This is a genomic window from Amycolatopsis lurida (assembly GCF_900105055.1).
Taxonomy (GTDB): domain Bacteria; phylum Actinomycetota; class Actinomycetes; order Mycobacteriales; family Pseudonocardiaceae; genus Amycolatopsis; species Amycolatopsis lurida.
This window is the reverse complement of record NZ_FNTA01000004.1, coordinates 5245350-5265845: the sequence shown is the minus strand read 5'-3', so window position 1 is coordinate 5265845 and position 20496 is coordinate 5245350. Positions and strand designations below refer to the sequence as shown.

20 protein-coding genes are annotated in these 20496 nt (G+C 69.0%); 3 read left to right on the top strand and 17 right to left on the bottom strand.

The features are described 5' to 3' along the window. Window positions 1-34: 34 nt before the first annotated feature. The 7 genes from BLW75_RS30395 to BLW75_RS30365 all read right to left on the bottom strand — a co-directional run bounded on the left by BLW75_RS30395 (window position 35) and on the right by BLW75_RS30365 (window position 7256). Entirely contained in the window at window positions 35-1654 is a 1620-nt protein-coding gene (locus tag BLW75_RS30395; RefSeq protein ID WP_034305943.1) for a peptide ABC transporter substrate-binding protein, read from the bottom strand. 257 nt (window positions 1655-1911) lie between these two features. Next, on the bottom strand, window positions 1912-2865 hold the full coding sequence (locus BLW75_RS30390) for a Ppx/GppA phosphatase family protein (RefSeq protein ID WP_034305548.1): 954 nt from the start codon (window positions 2863-2865) through the stop codon (window positions 1912-1914). A 23-nt stretch (window positions 2866-2888) separates the two neighbouring features. Beyond that, entirely contained in the window at window positions 2889-4052 is a 1164-nt protein-coding gene (locus BLW75_RS30385) for a lytic transglycosylase domain-containing protein (protein WP_034305550.1), read from the bottom strand. 183 nt (window positions 4053-4235) lie between these two features. Then, complete coding sequence (locus BLW75_RS30380; protein WP_370641842.1) at window positions 4236-4751, bottom strand: DUF501 domain-containing protein; 516 nt, start codon at window positions 4749-4751, stop codon at window positions 4236-4238. Window positions 4752-4769: 18 nt separating this feature from the next. Next, complete coding sequence (locus BLW75_RS30375; RefSeq protein WP_091598626.1) at window positions 4770-5132, bottom strand: FtsB family cell division protein; 363 nt, start codon at window positions 5130-5132, stop codon at window positions 4770-4772. 186 nt (window positions 5133-5318) lie between these two features. Further along, the gene (gene eno, locus BLW75_RS30370; RefSeq protein WP_034305556.1) at window positions 5319-6605 is read right to left on the bottom strand and encodes a phosphopyruvate hydratase; all 1287 of its coding nucleotides are present in this window, start codon (window positions 6603-6605) and stop codon (window positions 5319-5321) included. A 162-nt stretch (window positions 6606-6767) separates the two neighbouring features. Continuing rightward, window positions 6768-7256 carry a VOC family protein gene (locus BLW75_RS30365; RefSeq protein ID WP_034305558.1) on the bottom strand — a complete coding sequence of 163 codons (489 nt, stop codon included), beginning with the start codon at window positions 7254-7256 and terminating at the stop codon, window positions 6768-6770. Between the two features lie 71 nt (window positions 7257-7327). Between BLW75_RS30365 and BLW75_RS30360 the strand changes: the two genes are divergently transcribed. Further along, window positions 7328-7741, top strand: coding sequence for a tetratricopeptide repeat protein (locus BLW75_RS30360; RefSeq protein ID WP_034305947.1), 414 nt, complete (start codon window positions 7328-7330; stop codon window positions 7739-7741). Window positions 7742-7771: 30 nt separating this feature from the next. Here BLW75_RS30360 and BLW75_RS30355 read toward each other — a convergent pair whose 3' ends face one another. Beyond that, a complete protein-coding gene (locus BLW75_RS30355) occupies window positions 7772-8341 on the bottom strand; it encodes a helix-turn-helix domain-containing protein (RefSeq protein ID WP_034305561.1) in 570 nt (189 codons plus the stop codon). A 55-nt stretch (window positions 8342-8396) separates the two neighbouring features. Between BLW75_RS30355 and BLW75_RS30350 the strand changes: the two genes are divergently transcribed. Next, on the top strand, window positions 8397-9317 hold the full coding sequence (locus tag BLW75_RS30350; RefSeq protein WP_034305563.1) for an NAD(P)/FAD-dependent oxidoreductase: 921 nt from the start codon (window positions 8397-8399) through the stop codon (window positions 9315-9317). Here the strand turns inward: BLW75_RS30350 and BLW75_RS30345 are convergent. Beyond that, a complete protein-coding gene (locus BLW75_RS30345; RefSeq protein ID WP_034305565.1) occupies window positions 9290-9994 on the bottom strand; it encodes a lysozyme family protein in 705 nt (234 codons plus the stop codon). The two genes, BLW75_RS30350 and BLW75_RS30345, sit on opposite strands and share 28 nt — an antisense overlap. 142 nt (window positions 9995-10136) lie before the next feature. On the opposite strand from BLW75_RS30345, the gene BLW75_RS30340 reads away from it, so the two are divergent. Then, window positions 10137-10547, top strand: a complete 411-nt coding sequence (locus BLW75_RS30340; RefSeq protein ID WP_034305568.1) for a PPOX class F420-dependent oxidoreductase — start codon at window positions 10137-10139, stop codon at window positions 10545-10547. Between the two features lie 51 nt (window positions 10548-10598). Here BLW75_RS30340 and BLW75_RS30335 read toward each other — a convergent pair whose 3' ends face one another. The 8 genes from BLW75_RS30335 to mfd form a co-directional block, all read right to left on the bottom strand. Beyond that, entirely contained in the window at window positions 10599-11171 is a 573-nt protein-coding gene (locus BLW75_RS30335; RefSeq protein ID WP_034305570.1) for a hypothetical protein, read from the bottom strand. Beyond that, complete coding sequence (locus tag BLW75_RS30330; RefSeq protein ID WP_034305573.1) at window positions 11168-12541, bottom strand: hypothetical protein; 1374 nt, start codon at window positions 12539-12541, stop codon at window positions 11168-11170. The genes BLW75_RS30335 and BLW75_RS30330 overlap by 4 nt, the downstream gene beginning before the upstream one ends. Further along, complete coding sequence (locus BLW75_RS30325) at window positions 12538-13341, bottom strand: ABC transporter ATP-binding protein (protein ID WP_034305949.1); 804 nt, start codon at window positions 13339-13341, stop codon at window positions 12538-12540. The genes BLW75_RS30330 and BLW75_RS30325 overlap by 4 nt, the downstream gene beginning before the upstream one ends. 17 nt (window positions 13342-13358) lie before the next feature. Further along, window positions 13359-14174, bottom strand: coding sequence for a zf-HC2 domain-containing protein (locus BLW75_RS30320; protein WP_034305575.1), 816 nt, complete (start codon window positions 14172-14174; stop codon window positions 13359-13361). Next, window positions 14171-14713 (bottom strand): RNA polymerase sigma factor, encoded by a 543-nt coding sequence (locus BLW75_RS30315; protein ID WP_034305577.1) that lies wholly within the window; start codon window positions 14711-14713, stop codon window positions 14171-14173. Before BLW75_RS30315 ends, BLW75_RS30320 begins: the two co-directional genes overlap by 4 nt. Before the next feature lie 147 nt (window positions 14714-14860). Next, window positions 14861-15784 carry a nucleoside triphosphate pyrophosphohydrolase gene (locus BLW75_RS30310; RefSeq protein ID WP_034305579.1) on the bottom strand — a complete coding sequence of 308 codons (924 nt, stop codon included), beginning with the start codon at window positions 15782-15784 and terminating at the stop codon, window positions 14861-14863. Continuing rightward, window positions 15781-16785 carry a hypothetical protein gene (locus BLW75_RS30305; protein WP_034305582.1) on the bottom strand — a complete coding sequence of 335 codons (1005 nt, stop codon included), beginning with the start codon at window positions 16783-16785 and terminating at the stop codon, window positions 15781-15783. The genes BLW75_RS30310 and BLW75_RS30305 overlap by 4 nt, the downstream gene beginning before the upstream one ends. A 103-nt stretch (window positions 16786-16888) precedes the next feature. After that, complete coding sequence (mfd, locus tag BLW75_RS30300) at window positions 16889-20443, bottom strand: transcription-repair coupling factor (RefSeq protein ID WP_034305584.1); 3555 nt, start codon at window positions 20441-20443, stop codon at window positions 16889-16891. Window positions 20444-20496: the final 53 nt, after the last annotated feature.

Genomic DNA, 20496 nt, shown 5'->3' with positions numbered 1-20496 from the left:
GTGCGGTGCGCTCCCGGCCGGCACGACCACGCGATTACTTCGCCGCGACCTCGATGGACGAGTAGTCCGCGAGACGGCCGAAGTCGAGCTTCGCGACCTTGAGCCGGTTCGACTTGCCGCCGACGCCCTTCTCTTCCCACACGGGGATCTGCGGCAGATCCTTTGCGATCAGGTCCTCGGCCTGCTGGTACAGCTTGATCGCGGCCGTCTTGTCGGCGGTCTGGTCCGCCTGGGTCAGCAGCGCGTCGACGGCCGGGTTGTTGTACGTGGAGTCGTTCGACGAACCGGTGCTCTTGTAGCGCGGGTTCAGGTAGTTCTCGATCGACGGGTAGTCGGCGGACCAGTCGGAGCGGCCCATGCCGGTCAGCTGGCGGTTGTTGACGATGCTGCGCCACTGCCCGAAGTCGGTCGCCGGCACGAAGTCGCATTCGACGCCGAGCGCGTTCTTGATGCTGTTGCACGCCGCGACCAGCGGCTCCTTGCGGCCACCGTCGGCGTTCGAAGCGATGGTCAGCTTGCCGGTGAAACCGGACTTCGCGAAGAACTCCTTGGCCTTCACCGGATCGAACTTGCAGAACTCGCCGCAGACACCGGGCCGGTAGCCCTCGATACCGCGCGACACGTAGCCGTCGGCGGGCGCGTAGGTGTCGTTCATGACGGTCTTGACGATCTGCTCGCGGTCGATGGCCAGCGAGATCGCCTTGCGCAGGTCGAGGTTGTTGTAACCCGGGACGTAGTACGGGAGGGCGAGCGCGCTGATACCGAGCAGCTTCCCTTCGACCAGACGCTCACCGAGGTCGGTCTTGTACTTGCCACCGGCCTTCGCCGCGGGCGGGAGCGCCTCCATGAAGTCGAGGCGGTTGCTCAGCAGATCCTGGTACGCGGTCTCCTGGCTGGTGTAGATGCGGACTTCCAGGTCCTTGAACTTGACCTTGTCCTCGCCCTGGTACTCGTCGAACCGGGTGAGCTTCATGTTCTGGTTCGGCGTGCGCGAAACGAACTTCAGCGGCCCGTTTCCGATCGGGGCCTTGGCGAACGCCTCCGGGTCGGCGAAGAACTTGTCCGGCAGCGGCGCGAAGGCGAGGTACCCGATCTTGGTGGAGAACACGGAGAACGGTCCCTTGAGCGTGACCTGGAACTCGTAGTCGTTCACGACCTTGAGCCCGGACATCTCCTTGACGGCCGGTTCCTTGGCGCTGATCTCGTCGTAGCCCTGGATCTGCTCGAAGAACGACGCGTTCTGCATGCCGTTCTTGCCGTTCGCGCTGTAGTTCCAGGCGTCGACGAAGTTCTTGGCCTTGACCTCGGTCCCGTCGTGGAACTTCCAGCCCTTTTTGATCTTGATGTCGAAGACCTTCGAATCGGTCGTGGTGATCGATTCGGCCATCAGGTTGTACGGCTCGGCGGTGTCGGATTTGTAGCCGATCAGCGCCGAGAAGACCGGCTTGAGGGCCTTGGACCCACCGAGCTCGTTGGTGTTGGCGGGAATCAGCGAGTTCTCCGGCTCGGTGCCGTAGACCGAAACCGACGCGTTGGCGTCGACGGCGCCGGACCCCTTGTTCTCGCTGGAGCCACCACCTCCACAGGCCGTCAGCAGCAGGGCCGCCGTGGCCACCACCGCCGTCGCTCCCCAGAACCCGCGTGAAGCCCGCATGTCCACTCCAACTCTCGTCGTCGGATAGTCCGGCGAGCGCTGGTCGCGCCCCACCGTCCAGAAGGTGAGACGACGCTATGGGACAGGTGAAGCCGATCACAGTGCGTTGGTGTTGCAAATGTGTGACGGTCTCCCGGACCACCCGGTCAGAGCACAACGTTGGTAGGAACGAAGCTGCGCCGAACGGCCCAATCCGGACTGGAGGTCACCGCTTGATCACCTAAAGAAATGGCTTCCTGTAAGAGAAAACCCGACTGTCAGGCCAACGACAGCGCGATCCCGTCGAGGATGTCGTGCTCGGAGATCACCAGTTCGCCGGGACCACCGCGCGTGGCGAACTGCTCCGCCAGCACCTGCACGATCACCGAGCCGCCACCGATCACGTCGACCCGGCCGGGATGGATCACCGGGTTCGCGGCACGGGTCGTGTGGTCGGCCGTGAGGAGCGACTGCGCGACGCGGTCGATGTCGGCGTGGGAGAGCTTCGAGAGATGAGTGCGCTCGGAGTCGTACTCCGACAGGCCCTGCGCCACGGCGGTCAGGGTCGTGACCGTCCCGGCGACCCCGATCCACGTCTTGGCGGTGGACACGTCCACGACGTCGAAGGCCTCGGTGAGGACCTTGGCGGCCAGCTCACGAGCTTCGGCGATCTCGGTGGCGGTCGGCGGGTCGGATTTCAGCGCGCGCTCGGTGATGCGCACACAGCCGATGTCGACCGACTTGGCCGCGAGGACCTCGGCCTGACGGCCGTCCCAGGTACCGACCACGAGCTCGGTCGAACCGCCGCCGACATCGACCACCACGAAGGGGCCGTCGTCGGGATCCTGCTCGCCGACGGCGCCGGTGAAGGACAGGCGTGCCTCTTCGTCCCCGCTGATGACTTCGGCCTCGGTGCCGAGCACCTCGCGCGTCATCGCGAAGAACTCGTCGCGGTTGCTCGCGTCACGGGTCGCGGACGTCGCGACCATGCGGACCTTCTCCACCCCCTTGCGGCGCGCGGCGATCGTGTAGTCGGCCAGCGCCTTACGGGTGCGCTCGAGCGCCTCGGGAGCCAGCTTGCCGGTGGCGTCCACGCCCTGGCCGAGGCGGACGATCCGCATCTCGCGGTGCAGATCGCGCAGGTCCACCGTCCCGTCGTGGCGGGGCGTCAGCTCGGCGACGAGCAGGCGGATGGAGTTGGTCCCACAGTCGATCGCGGCAACACGAGGCATGCCCCGAGCTTAGACAACGCCGATCAAGTCGGGTCGGGGGCTTTGCTCGGCGACGACACCGTCGTCGTCGTTGTGGTCGTCGTCGGCGAGGTACAGGTCGACCCCGGAGTCTGCGTCGTGGTCGTCGGGCTGGTGCTGGTGTTCGTGTTCGGCACCGTCTCCGTCTCGGTGACCGTCGGGCAGGCCGGCGGCTTCGAGCTCGACGACGACTTCGAAGAAGACGACGAACCCGAATTGGTCGGCGGCAGCGAATTCGACGGCGGCGGCGTCACCGAACCGGGCGGCGTCGACGGCACCGGAGGCGGCGGCACCGACGCGGGCGGCGGAGCGGCGCCGGCGTTCGGGGCGCCGATGGGCACCTTGCTGTCCGGCGTCGGCAGCACACCCGTGCGGTACGCCTCGGCCCAGATCAGCACGGTGTTCACATAGGTGTCCGAGTTGTTGTAGCGGAACACGGCCGCGCGCAACTGGTCGGGCTTGGACAGATCGAGCCCGCCGGAGCACAGGTACCGGCCGGTGCCCAGCGCCGCGTCGAAGATGTTGTTCGGGTTCGACTCGCCGTCGCCGTTGCCGTCGGAGGCGTAGCCCTTCCACGTCGACGGGATGAACTGCGTCGGGCCGACGGCGCGGTCCCACACCGTGTCGCCGTCGAATTTGCCGCCGTCGGTGTCCGGGATGGCGGCGAACGGCCCCGCGCCGTTGAGCTGCGGGCCGAGGATCGGTTCGAGCGTGTTGCCCTTCGCGTCGACGTAGCCGCCGCGCGCGTGGTTGGACTCGATGCGGCCGATACTCGCGATCAAAGCCCAGTCGATGTGGCAACCGGGCTGTTCGGCGATGAGGATGTCGGCGGCGTTGCGGTACGCGGCGAGTGCGGTGACCGGGATGCCGAGCGGTCCTTCGGGGAGTTCGTCCGCGGGGAGCGGGAGCGGAGTGGGAGCGTTCGGCAGGCTGCCGTCGACGCCGATCTGCTGGACGAGAGGGTTCTTCGGGTCGTAGCCGCCGACCAGGGCGACGTTGTCGGTATGGACCGTGCTCGCCGTCGCCGCCCAGCTGCCGGCACCGACGACCGCGGCACCGGCCGGCACGACGGCGAGGACCCCACCGGCCACCGCGGCTATCGTGCGGTGCCGGAGACAGAGTCTCCGCACATGACCGGTCACCGCGCCTGGCACGTGCCTCACGCGCATACCTCAGAACCCTCCCGGCGGATCACGACTCGGCGATCCGGTATTTGCCCACCCCGTCAACCCTCGGCCGTGCCCAGCCTGCCGCATACGGTGACCGGATTCACCCCATAGCGAAGGACCAGTTGACCGACATCGGGTGAATTAACCCACCTGGAGGAACTATCTGTACACCCCGGGCGGGTGTTACCCCTGGCAGTCGCCGGACGGCCAGCCGTTCGCCTTGAGCAGCTCGAGCGTTTCATCCCCGAACGGGTTCACGCCGGGGCCGACGGCCAGCGTGTGCGCCAGGTGGACGTGCAGGCATTTCACACGGCCGGGCATCCCGCCCGCGCTGACCTCGTGGCCGAGCGAATCGATGGCGTCGCGTTCGGCGAGGTAGCTCTCGTGGGTCCGCTGGTAGGCGGCCGCCAGCTCGGGGTCCTCCGCGAGCCGGTCGGTCATCTCCTTCATCAGCCCGGATGCCTCGAGCGTGCCGACCATCGACGTCAGCTTCGGGCAGGTCAAGTAGTAGAGGGTGGGGAACGGCGTGCCGTCGTCGAGGCGGGGGCTGGTCTGCACGACCGACGGGTGGCCGCTCGGGCAGCGCGCGGCGACGGCGCGCAGCGCACGGGGGGCCCGGCCGAGCTGTTCCGCGATGATCTCGCGGTCGGCGTCGGTCACCGGCTCAAAAGAAGACTTTTCCGTGCTGTTCACACCCATAAGGCTAAAGGGCGCACTTCAGCCGCCCGCGACCTGATCCCACAGCTTCTCGTACCAGGAGCCCGCGGGCACCGGCTGTTGACCTTGCGGCTGCCCCTGCTCGGGCGCCTTGTCTTCGGGGAGCTGCACGATGTACGGCGTCTCGCCGGGCTTCACGAAACCGAACCGCTTACGCGCCTCCGCCTCGATCTGCGCGGGGTCGCTCAGCTCGGCCTTGCGGCCTTCCAGCTGGGTGACACTCCGCTGCAGTTCGGACTGCAACTGCTGCTGCTCGGTCACCTCGGACTTCTGGCTGAGGTACGTGCGCAGCGGGACGGCGATGGTGAACGCGAGCGCGCACACCACGATCGCCACCACCGCGGCCCGGCGGGTGGTGGACATGCCGAGCACCTTCGCGGCACCCGATGCCCGTTTCGCCGCCAGGCTGCGGCGCAGCCGGGTTCGGGCGCGGACCTCCGTCGTCGTCGTACGACGGGCGCTCTCCGGTCGGCGGCCCCTGCTGGAGCCGCCGCCGTCCGCGCGCCCGCTACGACGGGTCCGCGCCCTCCCCCGGTCCGCCATCGTTCGTTATCCCTCGGCGCTGAACCGCGGGAACGCGAGGTCGCCGGCGTAGCGCGCCGCGTCGGCGAGGGTCTCCTCGATGCGGAGCAGCTGGTTGTACTTGGCGATCCGCTCGCCGCGCGCCGGGGCGCCGGTCTTGATCTGGCCGACACCGGTCGCGACGGCGAGGTCGGCGATGAAGGTGTCCTCGGTCTCGCCGGACCGGTGGCTCATCATCGACTTGTAGCCGTACGAGGTGGCCAGCGAGATCGCGTCGAGGGTCTCCGACAGGGTGCCGATCTGGTTGACCTTCACCAGCAGCGCGTTGGCGGCGCGGCGGGTGATGCCCTCTTCGAGGCGGTCCGGGTTGGTGACGAACAGGTCGTCGCCGACCAGCTGGACCTTCTCGCCGATCTCGGTGGTCAGCTGGACCCAGCCGTCCCAGTCGTCCTCGCTCAGCGGGTCCTCGATGGACACGAGCGGGTAGTCGCGGACGAGCTCGCCGTAGTAGACCGACATCTGCTCGGCGCTCTTCTTCGCGCCTTCGAAGGTGTACGCGCCGTCGGAGAAGAACTCCGTCGCGGCGACGTCGAGCGCGAGCGCGACGTCGCGGCCAGGGGCGTACCCGGCCTTCTCGATCGCCTGAAGGATCAGGTCGAGCGCCTCGCGGTTGTTCTTCAGGCTGGGCGCGAAGCCGCCTTCGTCACCGAGACCGGTGGCCAGGCCGCGACCCTTCAGGACCGACTTCAGCGAGTGGTAGACCTCGGTGCCCCAGCGCAGGGCCTCGCGGAACGACTCGGCGCCGATCGGCGCGATCATGAATTCCTGGATGTCGACATCGGTGTCGGCGTGCGCGCCACCGTTGAGGATGTTCAGCATCGGCACCGGCAGCACGTGCGCGTTCGGCCCGCCGAGGTAGCGGAACAGCTCCAGCTCGGCCGACTCCGCGGCGGCCTTCGCGACGGCGAGCGAAACACCGAGGATGGCGTTCGCGCCGAGGCGGGACTTCGCCGGCGTGCCGTCGAGGTCGACCAGCTTCTGGTCGACGATGCGCTGGTCCACGGCGTCGGTACCGACCAGGTCCGGGCCGATCTCGTCCAGGACGGCCGCGACCGCGCGCTCGACACCCTTGCCGTTGTACCGGCCGGTGTCGCCGTCACGCAGCTCGACGGCTTCGTGTTCGCCGGTGGACGCACCCGAGGGGACCGCGGCCCGCGCCAGCGTGCCGTCGTCGAGAGCCACCTCCACTTCGACCGTCGGGTTGCCTCGCGAGTCCAGAATCTCGCGAGCGCCTACCTGCTCGATGAGCGCCACGCCATGCTCCTCATGTGGGTTGTGCCTGCGGTGACCGCGCCCAGCCTAGCCGTCACCGCAGTTCACCCGTTGGAGGCACGCGCCACATCAGCCCGCCGACCGGACCTTTCCGGCCTTCCTCCCCACCGCCACCCTCAACCGAGGAGCTGCGCTCCGCAGTACCTATTCGGTGGCCGGTTCGTCCGCCCGGACTTCCTTCCAGCCCGACGGAAGCTCGACGGTGTCGGAGAACTGCTGCCAGAAGGTCCAGCTGTTGCCGCCGATGTCGGAGACGGTGAACACGCGGGCACCGTAGGGCTGATCCTGGGGCGCGTCGAGGTCGGCGTCGTCGCCGAGCGCGGCCCGGACGCGCTCGTACTGCGCGTCCACGTCGGGGACGTACACGATGTTCAGCTGCCCGACCGGGCCGTCGACGCCTTTCGCCTGCCAGTACTCGGGGCCGACCCCGGCCAGCTGGATCTTGGCCGGACCCGCGCACAAAGTGGCCTGGAACACCTCTCCGGAGGCGTCGGCGAAGCGCACTTCCTCGGTGAACCCGAACACTCTGACCAGCCACGCGACCGCCTCGGTGGCGTCGGCGTAGTAGAGGTACGGCGCGAGCCCGAGGTAGCCGGGCTCGTTTTCGGGCCTATCCGCTTCGGCACTGCTCATGGCAGGACAGTCCACCATGACCGTTTCAGCAGTCGAGATCGACCCTGCCCAGGCGTATCGTGGAGCGGACCATGATGGATGCCGAACCCGCCCCAGAACCCGGTGAGGACTCGTCCGGCGAGTCTCGGTTCCGTGCCTTCCGACGGGCGGAAGCCCTGGTCGAAAGCCGCAGGCCGCTCGACGCCCTCAAGGCCCTCGAGCCCTTGCTGGAGGACGAAACCGACAAACCGAGTGTTCAGTTGCTGGCAGGCCGCGCGTACTTCCACTCCGCGCAGTTACGGCGGGCCGAACGCGCCTTCACCCGGGTGCTGGAGCTGGACCCCACCGATCATTACGCGCGGTTCGTGCTCGGGCGGACACTCCAGCGCCTCGGCAGGCTGACCGAGGCGCTCGCGCAGATGCGGATAGCGTCGGCGATGCACCCGATCCCGGAGTATCTGGAAGCGATCAGCGAGGTCAGCGCGCGGATCGCGTTGCGCGACTGACCCGGCGGCGGGAGCAAGGGACCTTTGCTCTCACTTCGACCTGGCCCGCAGGTGGGCCCGCTCGCCCTGCTTGCCGAACAGCACCAGCAGCTCCACCGGCCCCGGCCCCGCGCTGCCGAACCAGTGCGGCACCCGCGTGTCGAACTCCGCGGCCTCGCCGGGCCCCATCGTGAAGTCGCGGTCGCCGAGCAGCGCCCGCAGCCGTCCGCTGAGGACGTACATCCACTCGTAGCCCTCGTGCGTGCGCTGTACGGGCTCGATGTCTTCGACCGGGATCAACAGTTTGAACGCCTGCGGCTGGCCGGGCTGCGCGGTCAGCGCCCAGGCGGTGAACCTGCCGAATTTCTGCGGTTTCATCCGGACTCGCGGGTCGGCGGGCTCGGGTTCGCCGACCAGTTCGTCGAGCGGCACCTGATGCGCCGCCGACAACGTGAGCAACAGTTCCAGCGTGGCCTTCCGGGTGCCCGATTCGAGCCGCGAGAGCGTACTGGCGGAGATCCCCGTCGCTTCCGAGAGCGCGGAGAGGGTGGTGCCGCGTTCCTTGCGGAGCTGCTTGAGCTTCGGGCCGACCTCGGCGAGCCGCCGTTCGATGTCCTGCATGACTATCAGTTTGCCAAATCGGCAATGAACTTTGCCAACTTTGCCGGAAATCCGGATGCTCGGCACCATGAACAACGAATACGACGTGGTGATCATCGGTGGTGGCGTCGCGGGTCTCAGCGCGGCTTTGGTGCTGGGCAGGGCACGGCGCGAAGTCGTCGTGATCGACGGCGGCACCCCGCGCAACGCGCCCGCCGCGCACGCGCACGGTTTCCTGACCAGGGACGGCATTCCCCCCAAAGAACTCCTGGAAATAGGCCGTGACGAAGTCCGCGCGTACGGCGTTGAGATCGTCGAGGACGTCGTCCACCGGCTACGCCACGACAAGGCGGTGGAACTGGCGAGCGGCCGGGTCATCCGCGGTCGCCGGATCGTGGTGACCACCGGGCTGTCCGACGAACTGCCGGAGATCCCCGGCGTCGCGGAGCGGTTCGGCGCCGACGTCCTGCACTGCCCGTACTGCCACGGCTGGGAGGTGCGCGATCAGCGTTTCGGGGTGCTCGCCACCTCGGAGAAATCGGTCCACCAGGCGCTGATCGTCTGGCAGTGGAGCAAGGACTTGACCTTCTTCACGCATACGCAGCAGCTCTCGGCCGAAGACCGGGCGAAGCTGACCGGGCTGGGCATCCGGATCGTCGACGGGAAGGTGTCCGAGCTCGCCGTCGAAGACGACCGGCTGACCGGCGTCCGGCTCGTCGACGGGGAATTCGTCGAACGCGATGTCGTGTTCGTCGGCCCGAAGTTCGTCCCGCACGACCGGCTTCTCGCCCAGATCGGCTGCGCGCGCACCGAAAGCGGCTCGATCGCGGTGGACGCGCAGGGCCGCACGAACGTGGACGGTGTCTGGGCGGCGGGGAACGTCGTCGATCCGATGGCGCAGCTGGTCGTCGCCGCGGGCGACGCCTACCGGATGGCGGCGGCGCTCAACTTCGATCTGGTGCTCGAGGATCAGGGCGCGACGCTGGCGTCCGCGTAGGTGTCGGCCGCGCTGAAGACCTCCTGGACGTAGGGCACCGACGGGTTGAACACCCGCATCGACTTCCACCAGCCGTCCGGGGTGGCGACGTCGTCACCGGCGGCGCACAGGTAGCGGGCGGTGGCGAAGGCGGCGTCGTCGAGGTCCTTCGGATCCGGGTGCTTCCCGTCGCTCCTGGCCCGGGCGGAGTGCTTGGCCCAGACGTCGGCCGGGAGCGTGATCGGGCCGGGCCTGCCCTGCGCCGTTTCGACGTGGGAGATCCCGGCGAGAGTCGCCCACGAGAGGTGGCAACCCGGCTTCTGCCGCCGGAGCCACATCTCGGCCCGGCCGTAGGCGGACAGGTCGGCGAAGGAGAGCCGCGTCTTCGCCGCCACCCGTTTCGCCCAGGTCTCCAATTCGGCCGCGTCGGAAACGGTGGGCCGGTCGGGTGGCGCGGCGAGCCCCGCACGCGGCGTCGCCACCCCCGGCTGCGGCTTCTGGTCGGGAACCGCGAGCGCGGGCTGGGGCTGAGCCGGCGGAGGGGGCTCCTCGCCTCCCGGCCGGTTCATCCCGACGGTCATGATCAGCACCACGCCCGTGAGCACGAGTCCGCCCGCGAAAGCGAGCCTGGGCACGTACGGCGGCAGAGGGCGGGCAGCATGCTCCGGGGCTTCGGTGCTCTGGGCGGTTTCGGCCACCCGGTCAGGTTACTTCGCCACACTTCCGGGCGATGCCCCAATCGGCTTACGAAACCGACCGACGGGAGAACCGATCGGCGACCGGCGCGCAGCAGGATTGGCTCTTGACCTCTAGCAAAGTGGAGGTCGCACACTGATTTCCATGTTCAGTGAAGCGGAACTCGACTACCTCGCCACCCAAGGTCTCGGGCGGCTCGCGACGGCGCAGCCGGACGGCACGCTGCAGGTCAGCCCCGTCGGTTACGCCTACAACCCGGAGACCCGGACGATCGACATCACCGGCTACGAACTGGCGAAGAGCAAGAAGTTCCGGAACGTGGCCGCCAACGGGCAGGCCGCGTTCGTGGTGGACGACATGCCCTCGCAGGACCCGCCGAGGATCCGCTGCCTCGAGATCCGCGGCCGCGCCGAGGCGCTGACCGGCGCCCGGACCCCCGACGGCCATCTCGACGGCGCGGTGATCCGGATCCACCCGTCGCGGATCATCAGCCTCGGTGTCGACGACCCGGACCACGACCCGCTCGATCTCGTTCCGCACAACCGAAACGTCTGACCGGGGAAGTGAAAGGGTCGTTCCTGACGAAGAACGTCAGGAACGACCCTTTCAGCGACGGGCACCGTAGACCGAATAGGTCCCCAAACCGGTCACGGCGAGCACCACGGCGGTCCACGTGGCTTCGGCGACTCCGGCGGGCTGGAAGGGCCAAGTGATCACCAGCTGCGCGCTCTCCGTACTCGACGTGGTGGCCGAGACCACGAACGCGACCGCGAACCCGGCCAGCGGCAACGTCCACCCGAAGGCCCCGCCGAACAGCACCGCGGCGATCCCGGCGAGACCGAGCAGTCCGCTCGCGTTCCGCACGATGATCTCCACCGGGACCCGCTCCGCTTCCCACAGCCGTGGCAGCAGCACGGCACCGATGCCGAGGCCGCCGATCAGCAGGAGATGGACGACGCGACGAGGCGCCCAGCGGATCGCGGCGGTCCGGTCGAGATCGATGTCCTGCCCGCCGAGGCCGACGGCGGTCACCGCGATCGCCACCAGGAGCGCCAGGGAAACCGGGATCTCCGACCAGCGGTCGCGCGCCAAGAACCAGATCACCGCCATGCTCACCACGAGCGCCGCGAACGACGCGGGCATGGCGCGCGAGCGCGCGTACAGCGCCGCCCACCTCATCGGGCGCCGCCGAGGAGGATGTCGAGCTGGTTGCCCTGACAGGTCAGACCGGCCTTCCGCTGTGCGATGATCCGCTCTCGCTGGACATCGGGCGGAAGGGCACGGAAGGTCTCCCAAGCGCGGAGGACCTCGTTCTTCTTCTCTTCGCTCAGCCACGAGCCCCTGAGCAATTTCCACTCACCGAGGAACCAGCTCGACGTGATCGACCTCGCGATCAGTTCGTCCAGGAAGGACCTGTCGCCACTATGGAGGCTGTAACAGGTCGGTGTCCCGGCGCCGGCGACCAGTGTCCGAGTCAGGTCGTCCGAATTCACGACCGAACGAATGGACCAATCCACCAGGTCCACATAAATGGTGTCGGCGGTGCGCGGCGGCATCTCGTCGTAGTCCAGCCACCGGTTCAAGGCCGCGACCCTGACCGGTGCGTCCGGCAGTGTTCCCAAGAGCCGCAACGCTTCTTTGCCAGGCCCGGCGATACGGGCGAGGTCGGGTTCGAGCATACGAGGAACACAGACCGGGCCGTCGCAGACCATCGCCGTCGCACGCGGGTCGACGGTCTTGGCCTCGGCGTAGGTCGCGGGCAGGATGGGTATCGCGATCGCGACCGCCACCAGCGCGGGAACGACGGAGAGCGCCTTCGACCGCCTGGAGTGAGCCGCCAGCATGAGGAATCCGGTCGCGGCCAGCCCGGCGAGCCAGACCCCCTGGCCGAGATCCACCCGGCTCGCGGTGGTGGTGAACGGATCGTTGGTGACGTCCATCGCGGGAGAGAGCGAGTGGGCCCAGGCCGGAAAAGCGCCCACGAGCACGCTGCCCTGCGACCCACCGATCTGCAGCAAGAGCATGGTCACGAGAGCGGCGACGGCCACCGCGGGCGCGGTCAGCGGATGCGGCAGCAACCGGCCGATCCCCAACCCGATCCAGGCCCCCGCGAGCATCGCGAGCACGCCGACCACGACGATCGGCAGCCAGCCGAAGGTGAAGAACGCGCCGCTGAAGAGCACTTGCACGGCGCCGGCGGCGAAGATCAGCAGATAGCCCAGCACCAGCAGGCCGCCCACCGCACCGGCGAGTTTCGCGGCGCGGTGCCGGCCGGGCCGCGGCATCGTGGTGAGGAGTTCGGCCATCCCGGACCGGCTGTCCCGCATGCCTTGGATGACCCCCGCACCGATCGCGATCGGCACCAGGAAGACCAGCAGGAACCGGCTCCACTTCGCGGCGGGCACCCAGTTCTCGTCCCAGGCGAGCGGCGGCTTCGACCACGGACCACTGAACGAATACAGGAACCCGAACGCGACGACGAGAATGGCGAGCGTCGCCCAGGGGGCGATGGAACGGCGGAGCTCGGTCCGCAGGACACGCGTGTTCACCAGTTCCCCCTCCCCGGCTCGTGCCCGAGCAGCGCCGAGTAACCGCGCTCGATCGGGCTGTCGCCGACGTACTCCTCGCTCCCGGCCGCGGCCAGTTCGTCCGGTGTCCCCTGGAAGACGAGTTTCCCGTTTTCGAACAGGACGACGTCGGTGCAGGCGGTCGCGACGTCTTCGACGAGATGCGTCGAGACGACGACGCAGGCGTCGCGGCCGATTTCCTGCAGGAGATCGCGGAAGCGGACGCGCTGTGCCGGGTCGAGCCCGGCGGTCGGCTCGTCCAACAGGAGGATGTCCGGGTCGTTCACGATCGCCTGCGCGATCCCGACCCGTCGCACCATGCCGCCGGACAGCGTCTTCATCCGGTCGTCGGCCCGGTCGGCGAGGCCGACCCGTTCGATCGACCGCTGCACCGCGGCCGGGATGTCCTCTTTGGACATCTCTTTGAGCCAGGCGATGTACTCGACGAACTCGCGGACGGTGAATCGCTTGTAGAAACCGAAGTTCTGCGGCAGGTAGCCGATACGGCGGCGCAGGCTGCGCTGATCGGTGAATCCCCCGACGGATTCACCGAGCAGCGCCAGCCCTCCCTCCGCCGGCCGGAGCACCGTCGCCAGTGCCCGGATCAGCGTGGTCTTCCCGGCCCCGTTCGGGCCGAGCAGACCGTGCACCCCCGTGCCGAGTTCCAGGTCGAGCCCGTTCACGGCGAACTTGCGTTTGCCGACCCGGACCTTCAGTCCTTCCGCCTTGATCTGCCACGCGTAGGTCGTCGGTGCGACCTCCGCGGCCCCGACAGCACGCATCATGTTCTCCCCTTCGTTCATCGTTCGGATCCGGTGAGCAGGCCGAAGACGCTCCGCCGGAGCACCACCACGACCGCGGTCAGCGCGAAGATCGCGCCCCACACCGGGAGCAGCCGGGGTTCGAGCGCGGTGGCGCGCCCTTGCGAAGCCACCGCGGGCGCCAGGATCACCGCCATCCAGACCCCGGTGAGGACGTAGGCCGCCCGCACCACCCCGATCACGCCGCCGAGCGCGAGCGTCCCGGTGGTGAAGGCGAGACTCGGCAGGAGGCCGAGCCCGAATCCGCCGCCGCCGAGCCAGCTCGAAAAGCCTTGTATCGGCAACACGACGGCCAGGACCGCCGTCGTCCGGCGCAGCAGCAGGTAGAGCCCGGCCCTCGGCGTGGAAGTGACGAGTTCGTACGCGGGATCGAGCCCCTTCGCCCACGACACCGCGACGCCGAGCACCGGCAGCACCGGTGAGAAGAGCTGGACGAACGAGTAGCCCCTGGACCCGGTGAACCCGAGCGAGTCCAGCAGGAAGCCCAGTGCCGGGATCAGGACGATCATCACCAGCCACGGCAACATCACCGGCGTCACCCAGGTGTGCAACCGTCCGGTCCACCGCCTCCGCATCGGGCTCGGCCCCGCTTCGGCGAGCTTCGGCCCCAGCCCAGCCCAGACGTCGTCCACCAGCGCCGACACCGTCGGAAGGCTGAGCGCGGACAGCCTCCCCCGGCATTCCGCGCACGCTTCGAGATGGGCTTCGACCGCCCAGACCTCGTCACCGGCCAACCCGTCGTCCCCGCGGACGTAACCGGCGAGGAGCTGTTCGGACACGTGTTCCTTGTTCACGACAGCGCCTCCCGCATCGCGATCCGAGCCCGCCTGGCGCGGGTTTTGACGGTTCCTTCCGGCAGGCCGAGCAGGACCGCGGTCTCACGGACGGTCAGCCCGTCGAGCACCATCGCCTGCAGGACCTGACGGAGTTCGGGAGCGAGGCGTCGCAGCGCGTCGCCGACGTGGTCACCGACCGCACCGGCCAGCGCCTCCTCCTCGGCGGCGGGCGCGACGGTGGTTTCCGCGACCGGCAACGGCTGCGCGTGCCGCGCCCGGCGGCGGAAGGCGTCGACCAGCCGCCGCGCGGCGATCGTCCACAGCCAGCCCACGGCGCTCCCGCCGACGGCGGAACCGGCGAACGCGCCCGCCGCACGCCAGACCGCGAGGTAGGTCTCCTGCATCACCTCGGCGACGATCTGGTCATCGGCGCAGCGACGGCGCAGGCGGACGGCCAGCCACGGCGACGTGCGGCGGTAGAGCTCCTCGAACGCCGCGCGGTCACCTTTGGCCGTGCGGCGGACGAGCTGCTCTTCGTCCGGTTCCGTTCCTTTCACATTCGGCAAGACGCCGAGATCACCGAAACGGTTCTCACTCGATTGTGTCCTGTGTCACAGGGCCTCGGGCGGGGGTAGGTCGGCGGCTCATCTCACACGGCGTTCAGCCACGGCGCCGCGAAGGTGGCATCGCGACACATTCGGCCCTCAGGAACTCGGCCAGAACTTGCGCCAGCCGTCGGCCTCGAGCGTCGTCGGCTCCAGACCTGCGTCACGTGCGGCCTGCTCGGCGGCCCGGATGTCGCCGGCGAACCGCTTCGCGACGGCGCGGAGCTCGCCTTCGGGATCGATCCCCGCGCGGCGCGCGGTCGCGGCCACCCGGAACAGCTGGGCGGCCGCTTCGGAACCGTCGGGGAACAGGTCGAGCGGGATCCCGGCCCGGCCGCTGCGCTGACCGAGCTTCCCGGCGAGCGCCACGGCGGGCTGACCGAGCGCGACACCGTCCACAATGGACTGGCGGCTCTTCTCGGCCTGTTTCAGTTCTTCCCATTTGAGGTTCTGGTCGCTGACGGTCTCGACCCGGGGAGCGTCGGCGAAGACATGCGGATGACGTCCGACGAGTTTCGCGACCAGTTCCGAAGCGACCTCGTCGATCCCGAACGGATCGTCCGCGTCCTCGACCGCGACGCGCGCGTGGAACAGCACCTGGAGCAGGACGTCGCCGAGTTCCTCGCGCAAGGCGACGCGGTCGCCCTCCTCGATCGCGTCGAGCAGCTCGTAGGTCTCCTCGACCAGATATTGACGCAGCGACTCGTGTGTCTGGACGGCGTCCCACGGGCAGCCACCCGGCGAGCGGAGCCGGTCCATCACCTCGGCGGCCTCGACCAGCGGCGGAACGGGCGCTTCGATCACGCGCGCGCCCGACCTGATCAGCGCCGCGGCCTTCGATTCCCTTCGCGAACCGGCGATGAGCACGAGGTCCCGCACCTGCGTGTCACCGAGCGCGGGCACCCCGACGACCTCGGGATCGACATCGGATGCCGCGTACACGGCCGCGCTGGCCCGCAAGACCGGGAGCGCCGCGGCGGGCAGTGTCGCCCCGCGGGCGATCACGACGACGGCAGCGGTCACGGGTTTTGCGGGGCGGCACCGTGCACAGGCAGCACGATGCCCTTCTTCGAAGCTTCGTTGGGCGCGAGGTCCATCTCGACAACATCCCACACGCCGTAGCGCGGGTTCACCTTGAGGTCGACCTGGCCGAGGTCCGGCTGGAGGAGCCGGACACCGATCTTGGCCAGCTGCTGGGCGGTGGGCTGCGCGGCCTGATCCGACGCGACGGGCTTGTCCGCGGTCCGCTCACGCATCACGACGACGACCCAAAGCGGCTGCTGCGGTGTCGGTTTGAAGGCGGCGACGGTGTTGGGCTGGAGACCGAACAGGACGGTGGCCGCGGTCGCGGGCGACTGCATGGCGGGCAGCTTCTGGCCGGTGCCCGCCTGGGTGTCGGAGGTCTGCTGGTCCTGCGCGATCAGTTCGGCGGCCGCGTTCGGCGAAGCGGCGAAGCGGCGGGCCTTCTCGATCGCCTGCTCGCGCAGCTTGTCCGAATCGGCGCCGGTGGCGTCGGTCGAGGAGACCGAGCTGAAATCGAACGTGACGCTGAGCTTGTCCAGGTACTTCATCGCGAGCTGGGTCTGCAGCGCCGCGTCGATCAGTGCCTCGCGGTGGTCCCGCACCCGCGCCACGAGCTGCTCGACACTGAGCTCGGGATCGTCCTGCGGATTGGCCTCCATCGGCTTCGCCAGCGGATCGTTCCGCAACGCGTTCACCACGAGGGACTCGTCGACCCCGATGCCTTCCCGCTGAGCGGCGCGCTTGGTGAGGACGTGCAGGATCTCCTGCCGGACGATCTCGCGGCCGACGAGGTCGAGCTTGTGCTCCTTGGCGAGCTGCTGTCCGTACGGGTGCTCACGAACGGCCTTGTCGATCAGCTGCTGCACGCGATCCACCGAGACGGTCCTGCCGTCGACGATCACCGCCGCACCGACCTGCCCGGGTCCGGCGTTGCATCCGGCGAGAAGGAGAGAACCGGCAAGAACCCCGACCAGCGCGCGACGGCGCCCCATGATCCGCATCACAGGGCCTACCCTCTCATACCGGCCCCGGCGAGAGAACCAGGTCGTAAGTCGCGATTCGGGCTCGGCTCGTGAGCCCGTGACACGCGTGTCCGGAGCCGGATCACGCGACGGGCGCCGGCGACTTCATCAGATTCGTCAGCAGCTTCGCGCACCAGTCCAGCAGTTCCTCGTCTCGCAGCGCCGGGGCGCCCATGCGCCCGCCCGCCGGGCCCTCGGTCGGCTTCGGCACGGAAACCGTGTTCGTGACCGCCTTGTAGAGAGCCTTGGGGTACAAGCGCTTCAGCCGCACCATCTGCGAATCCGCCAGCGGCAGCGGCGCGAACCGGATCGAGGTGCCCTGGGCGGAGACCTCGGTGACCCCGGCCGCGCGGCAGGTGTGCCGGAACGTGGCGACCGCGAGCAGCCTCCGCACCGGGGCGGGCGGCTGGCCGTAGCGGTCGACCAGTTCCTCGCGGACGGCGTCGAGCCCGGCCTGGTCGGGCGCGGCCGCGATCTTGCGATACGCCTCCAGCCGCAGCCGCTCGCCCGGCACGTAGTCGTGCGGGATGTGCGCGTCCACCGGAAGATCCACGCGGACCTCGGCGAGTTCCTCCTCTTCGGCGGTCTCCGCACCCGCGTGACGGCGGAACGCGTCGACCGCTTCGCCGACGAGCCGCACGTACAGGTCGAAACCGACGCCCGCGATATGCCCGGACTGCTCCGCCCCGAGGATGTTGCCCGCGCCGCGGATCTCGAGGTCCTTCATCGCGACGGCCATGCCCGCGCCCAGTTCGGTGTTCTGCGCGATGGTCGCCAGCCGGTCGTGCGCCGTCTCGGTGAGCGGGGCCTCCGGCGGATACAGGAAGTACGCGTACCCCCGCTCACGCCCGCGCCCGACCCGGCCGCGCAACTGGTGCAGCTGCGCGAGACCGAGCAGGTCGCCGCGTTCCACCAGCAGCGTGTTGGCGTTCGAGATGTCCAGCCCGGTCTCGACGATCGTGGTGCAGACGAGCACGTCGTACTCGTTCTCCCAGAAACCCTGGATGATCTTCTCGAGTTTGTCCTCGTTCATCTGCCCGTGCGCGGTGACGACACGCGCCTCGGGCACCAGCTCGCGAATACGCTTCGCGGCCTTCTCGATCGAGGAGACCCTGTTGTGCACGTAGAAAACCTGGCCGTCGCGCAGCAGTTCGCGCCGGATCGCGGCGCCGACCTGTTTGTCGTCGTACGCGCCGACGTAGGTCAGGATCGGGTGCCTGTCTTCGGGCGGGGTCAGGATCGTGGACATCTCGCGGATCCCGGCGAGCGACATCTCCAGCGTCCGCGGGATCGGCGTCGCCGACATGGTCAGCACGTCGACGTGCGTCCGCAGCGCCTTGATGTGCTCCTTGTGCTCGACGCCGAAGCGCTGTTCCTCGTCGACGATCACCAGGCCGAGGTCCTTGTACCGGACCCCGGTCTGCAGCAGGCGGTGCGTGCCGATCACGATGTCGACGTCACCCGAGGACAGCTGTTCGAGGATCGCGTCGGACTCGGTCTTGTTCGTGAACCGCGAGAGGCCCCTGATCTTCACCGGGAACGAACTCATCCGTTCGGTGAAGGTGTTCAGGTGCTGCTGCGCGAGCAGCGTCGTGGGCACCAGCACCGCGACCTGCTTGCCGTCCTGCACGGCCTTGAACGCCGCGCGCACCGCGATCTCGGTCTTGCCGTAGCCGACGTCGCCGCAGATGACGCGGTCCATCGGGACGCCGCGTTCCATGTCCGCCTTGACCTCGTCGATCGCGGCGAGCTGGTCGTTGGTCTCGGTGAACGGGAAGGCGTCCTCGAGTTCGCCCTGCCACGGGGTGTCCTGCCCGAACGCGTGCCCCGGCGCGGACTGCCGCGCGGCGTAGAGCTGCACGAGTTCGGCGGCGATCTCCTTGACCGCCTTCTTCGCCTTGGCCTTGGTGTTCTTCCAGTCCGACCCGCCGAGCTTGTTCAGCGTCGGCAGCTCGCCGCCGACGTAGCGGGAGACCTCGTCGAGCTGGTCGGTCGGGACGAACAGCCGGTCCCCCGGATGCCCGCGTTTGGAGGAGGCGTACTCCAGCAGCAGGTACTCCCGGGTCGCGCCGGCCACGGTGCGCTGCACCATCTCGACGAACCGGCCGATGCCGTGCTGGTCGTGCACGACGTAATCACCCGTCTTGAGGGCGAGCGGATCGACGGCGTTGCGGCGCCGCGACGGCATTTTGGTGCTGAAGTCCTTTGTGGACGTCCCCGCGCCGGAGCCCCGGCCGGTGAGGTCCGATTCGGACAGCACCACGAGGGCTCGCTCCGGCGACACGAAACCGTCCGAAAGACCCCCGCATGTCACCGTCACGACGCCGGGCGTCAGCGGACCGGTGATGCCTTCGGCGAGCGCGGCGGGCACTTCCCCCGCCGACAGCTGCTCGACGGCGCGGGCCGCGGTGCCGTGCCCGGCGACGACGAGGACGGCCGTCCCGCCCGCGGCCGTATGCGCGCGCAGGTCCGTCGTCGCGCGCTCGACCTCGCCGCGATAGTTCGGCGCGGCTTCGATCGAGACGCGGTAGACGTCGGGATCGTCGCTGGCCAGCTGCGTGAGCGTCCACCAAGGGCGCTTCGTCTCCTGAGCGTGCTTCGCGATCCCCGCTAGGTCCCGGTACGCGGAAGCGCCGAGGTCGATCGGAGCCTGACCGCCCGCGGCGGCCGTGGTCCAGGACGCTTCGAGGAACTCCTGCCCGGTGCGGACCAGGTCGGCCGCGCGGGCGCGGATCTTCTCCGGATCGGCCAGCAGCACGTGCGCGCCCTGGGGCATCGCGTCGGTCAGCAGGTCGAGCTCGCCCTCGCACAGGACGGGGATGAGCGCCTCCATGCCCTCGACGGGTACCCCGCCGGAAAGTTTGGTGAGCATCTCGGTGAGCTGGGCGTCCGCCTCGTACGTCGTCGCCAGCTCGGCGGCCTTCGCGCGCACAGACTCGGTGAGCAGCAGCTCACGGCACGGCGGCGCGCTGACGTGCCGGATCTCCCCCGGCAGCGACCGCTGGTCCGACACGGCGAACGCGCGGATCTCGCTGACCTCGTCGCCCCAGAACTCGACCCGCACCGGATGCTGCGCCGTCGGCCCGAACAGGTCGAGGATGCCGCCGCGCACGGCGAACTCGCCGCGTTTCTCGACCATGTCCACCCGCGTGTACGCGAGCTCGACCAGCCGCTCCAGCAGGCCTTCGAAACTCTGTTCCTCGCCGACCACCAGGTCGATCGGCGCGAGCGAACCGAGCCCGGGCGCCATCGGCTGGATGAGGCTGCGGACGGTCGCGACGACGACACGCAGGTCGTCGGCGCCCGTCTTGAGCCGATGGAGCACCTCCAGCCGACGGCCGACGGTGTCCGCCCGGGGCGACAGCCGCTCGTGCGGCAGCGTCTCCCACGACGGGAAGTCGGCCACGGCCTCTTCGCCGAGGAACGACTTCAGCGAAGCGGTCAGTTCGTCGGCCTCGCGGCCGGTGGCCGTCACCGCGAGCACGGGACGGCCGGCGCCCTCGTCCGCGGCGAGGGCGCCCACGACCAGCTGGCGGGTGGCGATCGCGCCCTGGAGTTCGAGCACCGGGGCACTGGCCCGCTCGACGACCCCGCGCAGGGCCGGATCGGGAAGGATGGAATGAAGGAGTCCGGACAATGGAGCGTTTGTCACCGTCCCAGCCTACGTGGGGGCACCGACAGTCCGCCGCG

Bases quoted from the DNA above. Each gene is read 5' to 3' on its own strand.
- BLW75_RS30395 (WP_034305943.1), bottom strand. From the start codon at position 1,654: ATGCGGGCTTCACGCGGGTTCTGGGGAGCGACGGCGGTGGTGGCCACG.
- BLW75_RS30390 (WP_034305548.1), bottom strand. From the start codon at position 2,865: ATGCCTCGTGTTGCCGCGATCGACTGTGGGACCAACTCCATCCGCCTG.
- BLW75_RS30385 (WP_034305550.1), bottom strand. From the start codon at position 4,052: ATGCGCGTGAGGCACGTGCCAGGCGCGGTGACCGGTCATGTGCGGAGA.
- BLW75_RS30380 (WP_370641842.1), bottom strand. From the start codon at position 4,751: ATGGGTGTGAACAGCACGGAAAAGTCTTCTTTTGAGCCGGTGACCGAC.
- BLW75_RS30375 (WP_091598626.1), bottom strand. From the start codon at position 5,132: ATGTCCACCACCCGCCGGGCCGCGGTGGTGGCGATCGTGGTGTGCGCG.
- BLW75_RS30365 (WP_034305558.1), bottom strand. From the start codon at position 7,256: ATGAGCAGTGCCGAAGCGGATAGGCCCGAAAACGAGCCCGGCTACCTC.
- BLW75_RS30360 (WP_034305947.1), top strand. From the start codon at position 7,328: ATGATGGATGCCGAACCCGCCCCAGAACCCGGTGAGGACTCGTCCGGC.
- BLW75_RS30355 (WP_034305561.1), bottom strand. From the start codon at position 8,341: ATGCAGGACATCGAACGGCGGCTCGCCGAGGTCGGCCCGAAGCTCAAG.
- BLW75_RS30350 (WP_034305563.1), top strand. From the start codon at position 8,397: ATGCTCGGCACCATGAACAACGAATACGACGTGGTGATCATCGGTGGT.
- BLW75_RS30340 (WP_034305568.1), top strand. From the start codon at position 10,137: ATGTTCAGTGAAGCGGAACTCGACTACCTCGCCACCCAAGGTCTCGGG.
- BLW75_RS30335 (WP_034305570.1), bottom strand. From the start codon at position 11,171: ATGAGGTGGGCGGCGCTGTACGCGCGCTCGCGCGCCATGCCCGCGTCG.
- BLW75_RS30325 (WP_034305949.1), bottom strand. From the start codon at position 13,341: ATGCGTGCTGTCGGGGCCGCGGAGGTCGCACCGACGACCTACGCGTGG.
- BLW75_RS30305 (WP_034305582.1), bottom strand. From the start codon at position 16,785: ATGCGGATCATGGGGCGCCGTCGCGCGCTGGTCGGGGTTCTTGCCGGT.